The organism is Brachybacterium sp. GPGPB12, from assembly GCF_038396325.1.
In the GTDB taxonomy this organism is placed as follows: Bacteria; Actinomycetota; Actinomycetes; order Actinomycetales; family Dermabacteraceae; genus Brachybacterium; species Brachybacterium conglomeratum.
The window spans coordinates 3,855,056-3,868,217 of record NZ_CP149573.1 but is presented as its reverse complement, the minus strand read 5'-3'; the positions used below and the strand labels follow the sequence as shown (position 1 = coordinate 3,868,217).

Genomic DNA, 13,162 nt, shown 5'->3' with positions numbered 1-13,162 from the left:
TGGAGCACCTTTGGAGACACGCCCTAGGTGAACGAAGCAATGCTTTGCACGACTATCAGATCTTTGCTTGCTCGCACCCAAACCGTGCACCGACCCGTCGGCCCGTTGGCGTACGACTGCGTCAAACTCATTATCGTCCGGGACGGTTCGACGATCCTGTTCAGCGAGTTCGGGCAGAAGCCCGTGCGCCCGGGGGATGTGGTCCTGCTCGGCCCGAACGTGCTGTGCGGGTCGGAACCCGAAGGGCACATCACCGTTACCACGATCTATGCCGATACCGACTACGTGATCGATCAGGCGTTCTGGCGACACGCCGGCATCCTGCACGACCGGCTCGATGCACGGGGATTCACGGAGAAGGTCTACTCCGATCCAGCGCAGATCCTGCGCCTCGGTGAGCACCGGACGGGCATGATGATGGCGTGGCTGGACGAGATGGTCGCGCTCAGCCTCGACGGGCAGTTCCAGCGCCGATTCCATCGGTCGCAAGCGCTCTGGTTCGCGATCATGGACGTGGTCACCCCCTATGTCCGCATCTCCCCGGCGCGGTTGACGCCGTTGCAGCGGGCACGCTCCCGCCCGGTGCCGCCGCGTACTCGCCGGTTCGCGCCGTTGCGTCGTGAAGCGCTTCTTGCGCGCGAGGCGCTCCACGAGAACGTCGCGCATCCGTGGACGCCGCGTGAGCTTGCCGAGACCGTGCGGCTTTCCCCGCAGCAACTGAGCCGGGTGTTCGCCGACGCGTAGGGCAAGACGCCCATCGCGTATCTCACGATGTTGCGCGTGCAGGAGATGGCCCGGCTACTGCGCGAGACCGACCTGCCCGTCGCCGCCACGGGCCGGCAGGTCGGGTGGTCCAGCCGATCGCGGGCGACCGAAGCGTTCATCGAACACACCGGGATCAGCCCGAGCCGCTACCGCGCCATGCGCCCCATCGGCACCGATCACCGCATGTGACAAGTACTTGGGGGCGAGACGGAGCGACTTCAGACCGTAGACCGTCGGACGATGCACGCGATTTCTCGATACTCGTCACGCCGCTCAGCGTGACCGGATTGACCTGCCGCACCAGCGTCGAGCGGCGATCGCTTGCCTTGCGCAGTCCATCGACCTGATGCTACTGATCCTCCCAGTTGTCAATGTAAGTTGACGAAGCGGGCCACGTTTGAAAGACGTGTGGCGGCTCGTGGAGCGGCGAGAGCGAGAGTCGCGGCGGTCAGCAGGAGCGGCGCTGCGGAGTCGAGGAACTGAGATCGCAAGCGGTTCTGAGGTCCGGCTGTTCGATGCGTACCGGTTCGTCGGTGGCGCACCTGGCAGGTGTTCAGCCCGGCAGGTCGGCGCCCGTTCAGTCGCGTCGAGGTCCGGGGATTACGAAGCCTGCGGAGCCCTCATGCACGACCACCATTCCCATCGCGGCCACCCTCTCCGGGTCGGGTCGCTGTTCTCCGGCTATGGCGGCCTTGATCTCGCCGTCGAGTATGCCACCGGCGGGGAGACGATCTGGTTCTCCGAGATCAACGCCCCCTCCATCCGCGTCTTCGCCCGCCACTGGCCAGGCATCCCGAACCTCGGCGACATCACATCCGTCGACTGGGCGGCGGTGCCACCGGTCGACATACTGATCGGTGGGTTCCCCCTGCCAAGACGTCTCGACCGTCGGCAAGGGCGCCGGCCTCGCACCCGGCACCCGCTCCGGGCTCTGGTCGCACATGGCGGCCGCGATCGACGCACTGCAACCCGAGCTCGTCGTCATCGAGAACGTCCGCGGCCTACTCTCCGCACCCGCAATCCGCGCTCTGGAAGGAGCAACCCCCGATGCACGCAACCCCGACGATGCAACCAACGAGCATGCAACCGCCGTTCGCAACCTGGAACCCGACCCGTGGTCGCTGGGAGACGAGCCAACGCGACCTCTTCGGGCGCACGGAGCCGTACTCGGGGATCTGGCCGACCTCCGGAGAAGTGCACGATGGATCGGCTTACCGGCGTCACTGGCCGGCGCACCGCATCACCGGTTCCGGGTCTTCATCACCGCCTACCGCGAAAGCGCTGTTCCGGACGCCTTTGGCCTCGGACTCCTCGCGCGGCGGCGAGACCCTGGACCAGGTACGGGCACGGCGGGGCACGATCGCCCTGAGCCATCAAGTGATCGACCTGGCCCTGCACGGGCCGCATGGCTCGCCCGCCAGCTGGAACGAGTCGGAGACCCTGTTCGCCCTGATCGAGGACATCTTCACCGCTGGGGGCGATACGCCCACGCCATCGCCCGATGGGAACACATCACCGAACGAACCGCCCCTGACCCCGCGATCCTGAACGAGGAGAAAGGACCACGCCCGGCGCCCGAGTTCGTGGAATGGCTCATGGGCCTCCCGACGGGGTGGGTCACCGACCCCGAACACGGCCTGACCGCGAACCAACAGAACACTGCCCTCGGCAATGGCGTCCTGCACCTCCAAGCAGTCGTCGCGCTTGACGCACTACGGGCGGCGACCGAGCCATGATGAGCGCGGAATTCCTCACCTTGCGTGACAGCCGCGGCGCTGGTGATCGGCCACACGCCACGTCCTCGGAGTTGTGCCGATCTAGAACAGAACGATTTCCCGGGGCACGAGCGGCTGATGCCCGAGGTCAGGTGAGTTGCAGGGTAGTGATGCAAGTCGGGTCGTCTTCGTTCATCGTGGAGATGATCGCGGTTCCCGTCTGACCTTCGTGCTCGATCGTGAGGGTTGCCTCGATGCCGCGGGGCACCCAGACGCCGACGAACCCATTGTCGTAGGTCTGCTGTACCTCGTCGACGAGCACGTCGCCGCCCTTGCTGGTGAGCGTGACCTGGACCTCGGTGTTGGCGAGTTCGCCGAGGCAGGTGGTCAGGCTGTGGAAGTAGCAATCGTGCGTTTGCTCCCGATAGGGGGCGACCGAGATGTACACCTCATCATCGGGCATCGGCAGTCGTGTCTCGCGGTCTTGATCGTCGGTGAGGACGAGGGCGTCGGGTTGCACGGATGCGATCAGATCGGCGGGACGGTCGGCTACGGGCATAGTGTCGAGCCGCCCGATGACCTGCGTGGCGTCGAGTCCGTCCAGGTTGTGGTCTGTCAGGAATTCAGTGTCGACGGCTTGACTGCCGATGGAGATGGATTCGGGTTCGGGCGACGTTGTGGCGCATCCAGTGAGAACGAGGGCCGCGGCAAGCGTTGCGGTGGCAGTGACGATCAGATTTCGGCGCCGCGGCATGGTGGGGTGATTCATGGCGTGATCCTTCAAGGGTTTGAGTGGGTCGGTGCCGGGCGCTCTCGCCCCGGCACCGACCCGAGTAGTCGATCAGAGGGTGGCCAGGAGGTCCTGCATCTCCTGGATCTCAGTGGTCTGCGCGTCGATGATGGTCTGCGCGAGCTCGACGGCATCGGGGTTGCTACCGTCATCGACCTGTGTCTGGGCCATTTCGACCGCTCCCTCGTGGTGGAGGATCATCTGTTCCAGGAACAGGCGTGACACCTCGGCGCCGTCGGCGGCTTCGAGTGCGGCCAGGTCGTCCTCGCTCATCATCCCGTCGCCGTGGTCCATCCCACCCATCTGGTGATCGTCGGGGTCGACGCCCCAGTCCTCCAGCCAGCCCTGAAGCTGTTTGATCTCGGGCCCCTGGGCGGTCTTGATCGTCTCGGCCAATTCGACGACCCGCGGGTCGACGCCGTCCTTGGCGAGGACGATGTCGCTCATCTCGATGGCCTGCTCGTGGTGGACGACCATCATCGAGGCGAACATCTTGTCCGCGTCATTGACGTCCCCGCCGGTGGCGTCCGGCGTGTGCTCGGACGAGCCGTGATCCATGCCCGACATCGCATCGTCGTCTCCGGCGGAGCGACCGGCCAGGGCGAGTGCAGCGGTCAGTGCGAGTGCGGCGGTCGCCGCGGTACGAAACTTCATGAGTGTTCTCCAGTGTCAGCAGTCGTGTCAGTGGCGCGGGACCTCAGGGGCACCGCGTGAGTGCAGGGGGAACCGTCGGCGCTCGCTGCGCCGGGTTCACCGCTCTGTCACGTGCGACTGATGCAGAGAACCTGTAATGAAGGAGCCCTCGACCGCCCCCTGTCGAAGAAGCGGGCGATCGGGAGAGATCGAGGTGCGGTGCGCGGCCATCCCGGCAGAATCCGCGGCGCCACGAGGACGAGCAGGGCGAGCAGCAGTGCGAGCACGCACGCCATCGCCATGCCCAGGTGTCCATCGCTCCCGCAGTCGGTGCAGGAACCGCCGGGATCGTGCGTTGTGCCGCTGGTCGCGTGAGCGCTCGCTGTGTCGTGATGCGCCGCGCCCTGGCGCGCCTCACCAGAATCGGTGACGGAGACCGCGGCGGTGGCCGCGTGGGCGGCGGGTGTGCCGTGCAGGTTCAGCGTGTGCATGGCGAGCAGACCGGTGATGACCGCGGCGACCAACAGGCCGCCGAGCAACACGCCTCGGAGAAGGCCGAGATGACCTCTCCGGGTACGCGTTGCTGCGGTGGACGCCATGCACCCCAGTTTACTGATCCCGCCGACGGCCGCCTGAGCGCCGCGCCGGATCGCCCCGTACGGCGCACACCGTGGGCGCACTCCGTTCCTCGTGGAGCACCGTCGGAAATACCCCAGGAGGGTATAAGGTTGGAGGGGTTACGTGTTCTTGAGAGGGTTTGAGGAGAAGATTGATGCGCCTGTTCGCGATCCGCGACTTCCGCCACCTGTTCGGTGCGCAGATCATCGCGCTGTTCGGCACTGGGCTGGCGACAGTGGCGCTGGGCCTCCTCGCCTACGACCTGGCCGGCCCGAGCGCAGGGTCGGTGCTTGCCACCGCTCTGACGATCAAAATGGTCATGTACGTTCTGATCGCGCCGCTGGCGGCGGCGTATGCTGACCGGCTTCCGAGGCGGATGTTCCTGACACTGCTCGATGTGGTGCGCGCCGGGGTGGTGCTGGTGCTCCCGTTCGTCACGGAGGTCTGGCACATCTACGTGCTCATCGGCGTCCTGCAAGCGGCGTCGGCGGCCTTCACGCCGACATTCCAGGCCGTGATCCCCGATATCGTCACCAAGGAGTCCGACTACACCCGAGCACTGTCCGCGTCGCAGGTCGCGTACACGATGGAGAGCCTGCTCAGCCCGGTCCTGGCGGCCGTCGCGTTGACGTTCATGGCGTTCAACTGGCTGTTCATCGGCACCTCGATCGGGTTCGCGCTCTCCGCCGTGCTGGTGCTCTCGACCCACATTCCCAATGCCACCCCGAGCGGGCACGTCGGCGCCTGGGCGCGGGTCACATCGGGAGTCAGGGTCTTCTTCGCCACGCCCCGGGCGCGCGGTGTGGTGGCCTTGAACCTGGTCGTCGCGGCGGCTGGGATCGATCGTCGTCGTCAACACGGTCAACTACGTCCGCGACCACCTGGGCGGCTCGCAGGCCGACGTCGCGTGGATGCTGGCCGCCTCGGGCGGCGGCACGCCGCTGGTCGCGCTGTTCCTGCCACGCGTGCTCGACCGGATCGCCGAGCGGATTGTGATGATGACCGGCGCCCTGGTGCTTTTGGCCGGAGTGCTCGCCGCCGTCGCGATGACCGCCACCCAAGTCGCATCCTGGATGGTCACCGCACCGATCTGGGTGATCATCGGCGGCGGCATGGCGATGATCGTCACCCCGACCGGGCGCGTCATCCGCGGCTCGGTGGCGAAGCAGGACCTCCCCGCGGGATTCGCCGCACAGTTCTCCCTCTCGCACCTCGCCTGGCTCGTCACCTACCCGATCGCGGGCTGGATCGGCACCGCGTCCGGGTTCACGCTCGCCTGGTCCGTCCTCGCCGCCCTGGCAATCGCGGGGGCGATCGCGGCGCACCTGCTCTGGCCGCGCGAGCAGAAGGACAGCGAGGCCGCCCCGACCGGTGTCGCCGCCGCAGAACCGGTGATCAGTGATCGGGCGGTGCGCGAGGAGACCGAAGCCGCCGAAGGCACCCTCGCGGCGTGCCAGTGCGCCTGCGTGCGCACCGTCTGAACTCCGTTTGACGCGAGGGGCTCATACGTGCTGTCGCGTCACCGGCACAGTCGACTCTGTGACGGGGTCGGAGTGGTGCAGGCGGGGCATCAGCTCACGCAGGTGGCTGGCGACTGTCGACCCCGGTGAGGGCGACAAGCACGTCGCCGAGGTAGTGGGCTGTGATCAATGGCTCTTCGGACAGGACGCGGGTGCGTGTGCCCAGGGCGGGGTGTCCAACACCGGTGAGGGTGTGGCCGTGGATGCGTGCGGAGAACGTCGAGCTCGGCAGGTACTGGCCGGGATCGTCGGCCATGTCGAGGTCGTGCAGCGGCCGCGCGTTCGCAGCGTGGATGCCCTGGGCGGCGGAGTCGTCCCAGTGATCGATCCGGTAGGAGCCGTGGCCGGGATAGTGATGGACCGCGACGCCGCCGGCGGCGTAGATCCGTTGCCGCGGGGCGTGCATGGAGCGCAGGCGGGAATCTACGGGGATGCCGTCGGGCCCGGTCCATGGTGCGGGGGCGGCGGGCAGAGTGCCGTGCGCGACGATCGCGAGGTCGCCCTCGACTCGGTCGCCGTCGTTGAGGGTGATGCTGATGCGGTCGGTGTGGGTGCGGATCGAGCGCACGGTGCGTTCCAGGTAGGCGGCGTGCTGGGGGCGGTGCAGGTCGCGTAGCCGCCAGGCGACGTGTTCGCCGATGGCGTTCGCTCCTGGGATCGCGGCGCGGGCGATGAGGGCGACGTCGTGGCCGGCGTCGGTGAGCAGCGAGGCGGTCTCGGAGGCGACGAGGCCGCCACCGAGCATGAGCACCCGGGCAGGCTGAGTGGTCGCGAGTAGATCGCGGACGCGGACGGCGTCGGCGGCCGAGTGCAGGGTGGTCAATCTGCTTGCGCTGATCGCTTGGTCTCGGCCGATCACCTCCTCATCCAGCGTGCGCGGCCGGCTACCGGTGGCAATCAGGAGCGCGTCATAGGCGCGGCTCTCGCCGGAGTCCAGGCGCAACCGCCGCGACCTCGGGTCGAGGCCGCGCACTGTCTCCGAACGGAGGGTCGCTCCGGTATCGGGCAGGGCCGCCTGGGCCGGTTCGAGCGGCCCGACCGCGATGCCCTTGTTGACCAACGTCCGGTTGAACGGCACCTCGCCGTTTCGGGCGTAGAGGTCGATGTCGACGCCGGAGGCATGCAGGGTTCTCGCGGCCGCGGTGCCGGCGGAACCGGCCCCGATGATCGCGATGCTGGGCGTCCTCATCAGGCTCCTTCCTCAATGGTGGTGCTGGTGGTGGCGGTGAAGGCGGGCGAGAGGATCGCCTCGATGAACCACGGCGCGTCGTCGGCGTCGAGGCGCCCGGCGCGCACTTCTTCGGCGGCGCCGTTCATGACCACGTGCGTGGTGGTCAGCGACCAGGACACCGGCAGGTCAACCCGGAAGACGCCCTCGCGCTGGCCGCGCAGCAGCAGAGCCCGCATCCGTCCCTCAGCCTTCTCGTGCGGCTCGCGGATGCGTGCCGCGGGCAGTTCTTTCAGTGCGGTCGCCAGCGGCCCGCGACTGGTCGACCAGCACCCAGCTGGAGGCCACCAGTCGCCGGAACGCCTCGCCCGGATCACCATCCAGGGGCACCCCGCTGAGCACGTCTTCGCCGCGTTCGAGGCTGTCGACCAGGGCGGCCTCGATCAGCTCCGCGCGGGTCGGGAAGTGCCCGTAGACGGTCACTCTACCCATCCCGGCCTCGGCGGCGATGTCGCCGACCGAAGCGTCGGGGTTCTTGCGGATCGCCGTCGCCGTCGCGGCCAGAATCCTTGCCCGGTTGCGCGCGCATCCGCCCGCTGATTGGCCGCCCGCCCACCGCCGCCTGACGCACCGGTCGTCGTGCCGCGGGGCGTCGCCTTCTTCGCCATCATGATCCACCTCACAAGTCGTACTGGAATGTATGAGATAGTGTAGCTGTTACAACTCGTACACCGATGATCGAGTTCCGGCTCGGAGGGCGAGGCGGGACCGACAGAGAGGAGATGACTACCATGTCCACGACACACATCCCTGGGGGTGCGCGATGAGCGACACCGCCGCGCCGCGTGCCGGCGCCAAGCAGTGGTGGGGGCTTGCCGTTCTGGTGATCCCCTCGACGCGCTGTTCATGATGCTCACGATCCTGTTTCTCGCCGCCCCGAATCTGGCCGCGGACCTGAATCCGTCGAGCACGCGCTGCTGTGGATTCTCGACATCTACGGCTTCGTCATGGCCGGGTTCCTCGTCGCGATGGGCGTGCTCGGCGATCGGATCGGCAAGCGCCTGCTCATGGTGATCGGCGCGATCCTGTTCGCCGCTGTCTCGATCGCCGCGGCGCTGACGACGATCCCCGAACTGATGATCGTCTGGCGGGCCATCCTCGGACTGGCCGCGGCGATGATGGTGCCGGCGACGATCGGGCTGATCTTCGTGCTTTTCGCCGATGCGAAGCGGCGCGGTGTCGCGATCGGCGTGTGGGCCGGCGGCATCTCCGCTGGTGTGGCGCTGGGCCCGCTGCTGTCCGGCTTGCTGCTGGAGGCCTTCGGCTGGCAGGCGACGTTCCTGGTCGCGGTGCCGATCATGGCGCTCGTCGCGATCGCCGCACCACTGCTGGTGCCCGAGCATCGTGACCCGTCGGCGCGGATCGACCTGTTCAGCGCCCTCTTGCTGGTCGCGGGTCTGCTGGCGATCATCTACGGCATCAAGCGCTTCGCCGCCCAGGAGCCGGCCGGCCCCTCGATCGGGCGCTGGTCGCGGGCGCGCTGATCGGGCTGTGGTTCGTGATCCGGCGACTGCGCGCCAGCGACCAGCGCTGGATGTTCGACTGTTCGCCAACCGCACCGTGTCCGGGGCACTGGCAGTGTTCCTGCTCTCGGCCGCGCGCTCGGCGGGGTGTACTCGCTGTTCACCCAGTACCTCCAGCAGGTCCAGGAGCTCTCGCCGTTGCAGGCGGGCCTGTCGATCCTGCCGGCCGCGGCGGTGCTGATCGTCGTCTCGACGCTCTCCCCGGTGCTCGCGCGCAGGTTCCGGCCCGGCAACGTGATCGCGGTCGGCCTGCTCACCCAGGTCGTCGGCTACATCCTGTTCACCCAGCTCGACGCCGGCACGGGTCTGGCGCTGGTGATCGCGAGCTTCGTCATCACCTACCCCGGCGTGGCCCCCTCGATGGCGCTGACCACCGACCTCGTCGTCGGCTCCGTGCCGCCGGAGAAGACCGGCGGGGCCTCCGGCCTCGCCACCACCGCTAACGACCTGGGCATCTCGCTCGGTGTCGCGGTGATCGGCGACGTCGGGATCGCCGCCTACCGCGCCCAGATCGGCGATCTCGCGCCCGGCGGCCTGCCCGCAGATGCCGCCGCGGCGGCATCGGACAGCGTCGACGGCGCCATGGCCGCGGCGGCCCAGGCGCACGGTGCGCTCGGAGAGCAGGTGGTGGCCGCCGCGCAGACCGCGTTCACCGGCGGGCTCAACACTGCGGCCATCGTCTCGGCGGTCATCGCCGGTCTCGCGGCGATCATCGCCGCCACGAGGCGCGCCACGTCCGCCCGACTGGTGAAGCACAGCAGGCCGCCGAGGAGCGGGCCACGTCTTGATCCATACCCCTAAGGGGTATTAGTCTCAACGTAAGTCGTACACGAGTGAAGGAGTTAGAGATGGCGACCACGACCGAGTACCAGGTGACCGGGATGAGCCGCGGGCACTGCGAGAGCGCGATCCGCGCCGAGGTGTCCGAGATCGCCGGGGTGACCGGCATCGAGGTCAGCGCTCAGACCGGGCGGCTGGCCGTGACCAGTGAGCGACCGGTCGATGACGCCGCGGTGATCGCGGCGGTCGACGAGGCCGGCTACACGGCCGTGAGGAGCTGACATGAAGGCACCTGCACGGCTGGGCCTGTACGGGCTGGTGCTGGTGGCCGTGTTCGCCGTGGCCGCGTTCACGGCGAACACGGTCGTCCCGGAGAGCACGGTGCAGGCCTGGGCGGAAGACACCGAGAGCACCACCCACCAAGGACACGAAGAAGGAGGAGAAGACATGGACAGCACCGGGCACGAGGGCCACGACGCCGGGGCCGGGTCGCTCGGCCTGGGCATCGCGCAGGACGGCTACCAGCTCACCGCCGTCACCGCCCCGGACGCCCTCGGCGCCGACGGTGAGCTGTCGCTGACGGTCACCGGCCCGGACGGCAAGCCGGTCACCGACTACGAGCTGGAGCACGAGAAAGAGCCGCACCTGATCGTCGTGCGCGCCGACGGCACGCATTTCCGTCACATCCACCCCGAACGAGGCGCCGATGGCGCCTGGTCGATCCCGTGGCAGTGGGAGGCGGCCGGCACCTACCGGGTGTTCGCCGACTTCGTGCCCGCCGAGCACGGCGAGGGCATCACCCTGTCAACTGCGGTGCAGGTGCCCGGCGACTACGACCCGGCCGCGGCCGAACCGGTCACCGAGACCACGGTCGAGGGGTTCGACGTCACGGTCGAGGGCGATCTGGTCGCCGGTTCCGCGTCGGAGCTGACCATGACCGTCACCCGTGACGGGGAGCCGGTCACCGCGCTGGAGCCGTACCTGGGGGCGTTCGGCCATCTGGTCGCCCTGCGCGACGGCGACCTGGCCTACCTGCACGTCCATCCCCACGGGGATGCACCGAAGGCCGGTGAGACCTCCGGGCCTCAGATCGTGTTCGAGGCGACCGCTCCCACGCCCGGCCGGTACCTGCTCTACCTCGACTTCCAGGTCGACGGGCAGGTGCACACCGCGCCGCTGGTCATCGACACGACCACCGGTGGGGCCGAGGGCGAGCACGGCGGCGGGCATGAGGAAGGAGGAGACCATGACCACGGCGAGTGATCCGATCATCAGCACGAACAGTGTCGAGCCGCAGATCGGCGGGATGACCTGCGCCTCCTGCGCAAACCGGATCGAGAAGAAGCTCAACAAGCTCGACGGTGTCACCGCGTCCGTGAACTACGCGACCGAGAAGGCCAGCGTCACCGCCCCTGCGGACTATGACCCGCAGCCGCTCATCGCCGAGGTGGAGAAGACCGGCTACAGCGCTGAGTCGCCCACCCCGAAGGGAACAGCGGCCGCGCCCGGTGGTGACGGCGAGGGCGAGTCGCGTGAGGATGCCGAGCCGCGCGGCCTGCGGCGGCGCCTCATCGGCTCGGCGGTCCTGGCGGTGCCGGTCATCGCGATGGCGATGATTCCGGCGCCGCAGTTCGACTACTGGGGCTTCGCCTCCCTAGCGCTGGCGGCCCCCGTGGTGGTGTGGGCGGGCTGGCCGTTCCACAAGGCCGCCTGGATGAACCTCAAGCACGGTGCCGCGACGATGGACACCCTCATCTCCGTAGGCACGACCGCGGCGATGATCTGGTCCCTGGTGGCGCTGTTCTTCGGCACCGCGGGCGATCGCGGCGTTGTCCACCCCTTCGAGTTCACCATCTCCCGCTCCGACGGGCTCGGGCACATCTACCTGGAGGTCGCCGCCGGGGTGATCACGTTCATCCTGCTCGGCCGTTACTTCGAGAAGCGCTCCAAGCGCCGCGCCGGAGTCGCCCTGCGTGCCCTCCTGGAACTCGGTGCGAAGGAAGTCTCCGTCCTCCGGAACGGGAAGGAAGAACGCGTCTCCATCGACGAGCTGAGCGTGGGTGATGAGTTCGTCGTCCGGCCGGGCGAGAAGATCGCCACCGACGGCGTCATCACCTCCGGCGACTCCGCGATCGACGCATCCATGCTCACCGGCGAATCCGTGCCCGTCGAGGTCCGCGAAGGCGACACCGTGACCGGTGCGACCGTGAACGCCGGCGGGCGCCTGGTCGTGAAGGCCACCCGGGTCGGTGCTGATACGCGCGCTGGCGCAGATGGCCAAGCTCGTCGAAGACGCACAGTCCGGCAAGGCCGAGATCCAGCGCCTCGCCGACAAGGTGTCCGGGGTGTTCGTTCCCATCGCGATCGCCGTCGCCGTGGCCGCGCTCGGCGCCTGGATCGGGGCCGGGTTCCCGCTCTCGGCCGGGTTCACCGCCGCGGTCGCGGTGCTGATCATCGCCTGCCCCTGTGCCCTCGGCCTCGCCACCCCCACCGCACTGCTGGTCGGTACCGGTCGGGGCGCGCAGATGGGCGTGCTCATCAAGGGGCCCGAGGTGCTGGAGTCCACCAAGAAGGTCGACACCATCGTGCTGGACAAGACTGGCACCGTCACCACCGGCAAGATGACCCTCACCGAGGCGATTCCCGCCGAGGGTGTGGATCGGGGCGAGCTGCTGCGCATCGCCGGCGGCCTGGAGGACTACTCCGAGCACCCGATCGCACAGGCCATCGCCGCCGGTGCCACCAGCGAGGTCGGCGAGCCGCCTGCCCCGGAGTCGTTCGAGAACATCGAGGGCAAGGGCGTGCAAGGCGTCGTCGACGGCCACGCCGTCCTCGCCGGCCGCGAGTCGCTGCTGGCGGACTGGTCGATCCACCTCGACGCCACTCTCCGGGCAGCGAAGCAGGAGGCCGAATCGCAGGGCAAGACCGCGATCGCAGTTGGCTGGGATGGCGCCGCGCGCGGCGTGTTGGTCGTCTCCGACCAGATCAAGCCCACCTCGGCTGAGGCGATCCACCAGTTCAGGGAGCTGGGTCTGACCCCGGTGCTTGCTGACCGGTGACAACCAGGCGGTGGCCGAGCAGGTTGCCTCCGAGGTCGGCATCACGCAGGTCATCGCTGAGGTCCTGCCCAAGGACAAGGTCGATGTCGTCACCCGCCTCCAAGGCGAGGGAAAGACGGTGGCGATGGTCGGTGACGGCGTCAACGACGCTCCCGCCCTCGCTCAAGCCGACCTCGGATTGGCGATGGGCACCGGCACCGACGTCGCGATCGAAGCCGCCGACATCACCCTCGTCCGCGGCGACCTGCGCGCCGCGGCGGACGCGATCCGCCTGTCCCGGAAGACACTGGGCACGATCAAGACGAACCTGTTCTGGGCCTTCGCCTACAACACCGCCGCGATCCCGCTGGCGGCGTTCGGACTGCTCAACCCGATGCTCGCCGGCGCAGCCCATGGCGCTCTCGTCGGTGTTCGTCGTCTCCAACAGCCTGCGGCTACGGACCTTCAAGGCCCGTGCGGACGACGCCTCCACTCCGGCACCGGCCGGAGCGGCGCCGGTTCGCGAGCCGGTGAATGCCTGACCCATCCGTC

14 protein-coding genes and 4 pseudogenes are annotated in these 13,162 nt (G+C 68.4%); 12 read left to right on the top strand and 6 right to left on the bottom strand.

Annotated features, from left to right (window positions below):
• Positions 1-84: 84 nt before the first annotated feature.
• The 5 genes and pseudogenes from WKH84_RS22515 (at position 85) to WKH84_RS22495 (ending at position 2,313) form a co-directional block, all read left to right on the top strand.
• On the top strand, positions 85-744 hold the full coding sequence (locus WKH84_RS22515; RefSeq protein WP_341855171.1) for an AraC family transcriptional regulator: 660 nt from the start codon (positions 85-87) through the stop codon (positions 742-744).
• Between the two features lie 12 nt (positions 745-756).
• Entirely contained in the window at positions 757-954 is a 198-nt protein-coding gene (locus WKH84_RS22510; protein WP_341857014.1) for a helix-turn-helix domain-containing protein, read from the top strand.
• Positions 955-1,387: 433 nt separating this feature from the next.
• A pseudogene (locus WKH84_RS22505) lies at positions 1,388-1,573 on the top strand (DNA cytosine methyltransferase); the annotation flags it as partial.
• Positions 1,574-1,622: 49 nt separating this feature from the next.
• Positions 1,623-1,727: pseudogene (locus WKH84_RS22500) on the top strand (hypothetical protein); the annotation flags it as partial.
• Positions 1,728-1,812: 85 nt separating this feature from the next.
• Complete coding sequence (locus WKH84_RS22495; RefSeq protein WP_341857055.1) at positions 1,813-2,313, top strand: hypothetical protein; 501 nt, start codon at positions 1,813-1,815, stop codon at positions 2,311-2,313.
• A gap of 315 nt (positions 2,314-2,628) precedes the next feature.
• Here WKH84_RS22495 and WKH84_RS22490 read toward each other — a convergent pair whose 3' ends face one another.
• The 3 genes from WKH84_RS22490 to WKH84_RS22480 form a co-directional block, all read right to left on the bottom strand.
• Positions 2,629-3,249: a CueP family metal-binding protein gene (locus WKH84_RS22490; RefSeq protein WP_247424469.1), complete on the bottom strand. Its 621-nt coding sequence runs from the start codon at positions 3,247-3,249 to the stop codon at positions 2,629-2,631.
• A 72-nt stretch (positions 3,250-3,321) separates the two neighbouring features.
• Entirely contained in the window at positions 3,322-3,924 is a 603-nt protein-coding gene (locus WKH84_RS22485) for a DUF305 domain-containing protein (RefSeq protein WP_341855170.1), read from the bottom strand.
• 107 nt (positions 3,925-4,031) lie between these two features.
• Positions 4,032-4,502, bottom strand: coding sequence for a DUF6153 family protein (locus WKH84_RS22480; protein ID WP_341855169.1), 471 nt, complete (start codon positions 4,500-4,502; stop codon positions 4,032-4,034).
• A 173-nt stretch (positions 4,503-4,675) separates the two neighbouring features.
• On the opposite strand from WKH84_RS22480, the pseudogene WKH84_RS22475 reads away from it, so the two are divergent.
• Positions 4,676-5,260, top strand: a pseudogene (locus WKH84_RS22475) (MFS transporter); the annotation flags it as partial.
• A 172-nt stretch (positions 5,261-5,432) separates the two neighbouring features.
• A complete protein-coding gene (locus tag WKH84_RS22470) occupies positions 5,433-6,002 on the top strand; it encodes an MFS transporter (protein ID WP_341855168.1) in 570 nt (189 codons plus the stop codon).
• A 94-nt stretch (positions 6,003-6,096) separates the two neighbouring features.
• On the opposite strand, the gene WKH84_RS22465 is transcribed toward WKH84_RS22470, so the two are convergent.
• Genes WKH84_RS22465 through WKH84_RS22455 form a run of 3 tightly spaced genes read right to left on the bottom strand, consistent with a single transcriptional unit; the run spans position 6,097 to position 7,887 of the window.
• Positions 6,097-7,230 (bottom strand): FAD-dependent oxidoreductase, encoded by a 1,134-nt coding sequence (locus WKH84_RS22465; protein WP_341855167.1) that lies wholly within the window; start codon positions 7,228-7,230, stop codon positions 6,097-6,099.
• Positions 7,230-7,448, bottom strand: coding sequence for a hypothetical protein (locus WKH84_RS22460; protein WP_341855166.1), 219 nt, complete (start codon positions 7,446-7,448; stop codon positions 7,230-7,232). Before WKH84_RS22460 ends, WKH84_RS22465 begins: the two co-directional genes overlap by 1 nt.
• Before the next feature lie 7 nt (positions 7,449-7,455).
• Positions 7,456-7,887: a helix-turn-helix domain-containing protein gene (locus WKH84_RS22455; RefSeq protein ID WP_341855165.1), complete on the bottom strand. Its 432-nt coding sequence runs from the start codon at positions 7,885-7,887 to the stop codon at positions 7,456-7,458.
• A 329-nt stretch (positions 7,888-8,216) separates the two neighbouring features.
• On the opposite strand from WKH84_RS22455, the gene WKH84_RS22450 reads away from it, so the two are divergent.
• From WKH84_RS22450 to WKH84_RS22430, 5 genes and pseudogenes are all read left to right on the top strand, one after another.
• Positions 8,217-8,753: an MFS transporter gene (locus tag WKH84_RS22450; RefSeq protein WP_341855164.1), complete on the top strand. Its 537-nt coding sequence runs from the start codon at positions 8,217-8,219 to the stop codon at positions 8,751-8,753.
• Positions 8,754-8,879: 126 nt separating this feature from the next.
• A complete protein-coding gene (locus WKH84_RS22445; protein WP_341855163.1) occupies positions 8,880-9,593 on the top strand; it encodes an MFS transporter in 714 nt (237 codons plus the stop codon).
• A 47-nt stretch (positions 9,594-9,640) separates the two neighbouring features.
• A complete protein-coding gene (locus tag WKH84_RS22440) occupies positions 9,641-9,853 on the top strand; it encodes a heavy-metal-associated domain-containing protein (RefSeq protein ID WP_341855162.1) in 213 nt (70 codons plus the stop codon).
• Between the two features lies 1 nt (position 9,854).
• Positions 9,855-10,835, top strand: coding sequence for a heavy-metal-associated domain-containing protein (locus WKH84_RS22435; protein WP_341855161.1), 981 nt, complete (start codon positions 9,855-9,857; stop codon positions 10,833-10,835).
• A pseudogene (locus WKH84_RS22430) lies at positions 10,819-13,152 on the top strand (heavy metal translocating P-type ATPase). Before WKH84_RS22435 ends, WKH84_RS22430 begins: the two are co-directional and overlap by 17 nt.
• Positions 13,153-13,162 lie beyond the last annotated feature (10 nt).

Coding starts and splice junctions, on each gene's coding strand:
- WKH84_RS22495 (WP_341857055.1), top strand. CDS start 1,813: ATGCACGCAACCCCGACGATGCAACCAACGAGCATGCAACCGCCGTTC.
- WKH84_RS22490 (WP_247424469.1), bottom strand. CDS start 3,249: ATGAATCACCCCACCATGCCGCGGCGCCGAAATCTGATCGTCACTGCC.
- WKH84_RS22485 (WP_341855170.1), bottom strand. CDS start 3,924: ATGAAGTTTCGTACCGCGGCGACCGCCGCACTCGCACTGACCGCTGCA.
- WKH84_RS22480 (WP_341855169.1), bottom strand. CDS start 4,502: ATGGCGTCCACCGCAGCAACGCGTACCCGGAGAGGTCATCTCGGCCTT.
- WKH84_RS22470 (WP_341855168.1), top strand. CDS start 5,433: ATGCTGGCCGCCTCGGGCGGCGGCACGCCGCTGGTCGCGCTGTTCCTG.
- WKH84_RS22465 (WP_341855167.1), bottom strand. CDS start 7,230: ATGAGGACGCCCAGCATCGCGATCATCGGGGCCGGTTCCGCCGGCACC.
- WKH84_RS22460 (WP_341855166.1), bottom strand. CDS start 7,448: ATGCGGGCTCTGCTGCTGCGCGGCCAGCGCGAGGGCGTCTTCCGGGTT.
- WKH84_RS22450 (WP_341855164.1), top strand. CDS start 8,217: ATGGCCGGGTTCCTCGTCGCGATGGGCGTGCTCGGCGATCGGATCGGC.
- WKH84_RS22440 (WP_341855162.1), top strand. CDS start 9,641: ATGGCGACCACGACCGAGTACCAGGTGACCGGGATGAGCCGCGGGCAC.
- WKH84_RS22435 (WP_341855161.1), top strand. CDS start 9,855: ATGAAGGCACCTGCACGGCTGGGCCTGTACGGGCTGGTGCTGGTGGCC.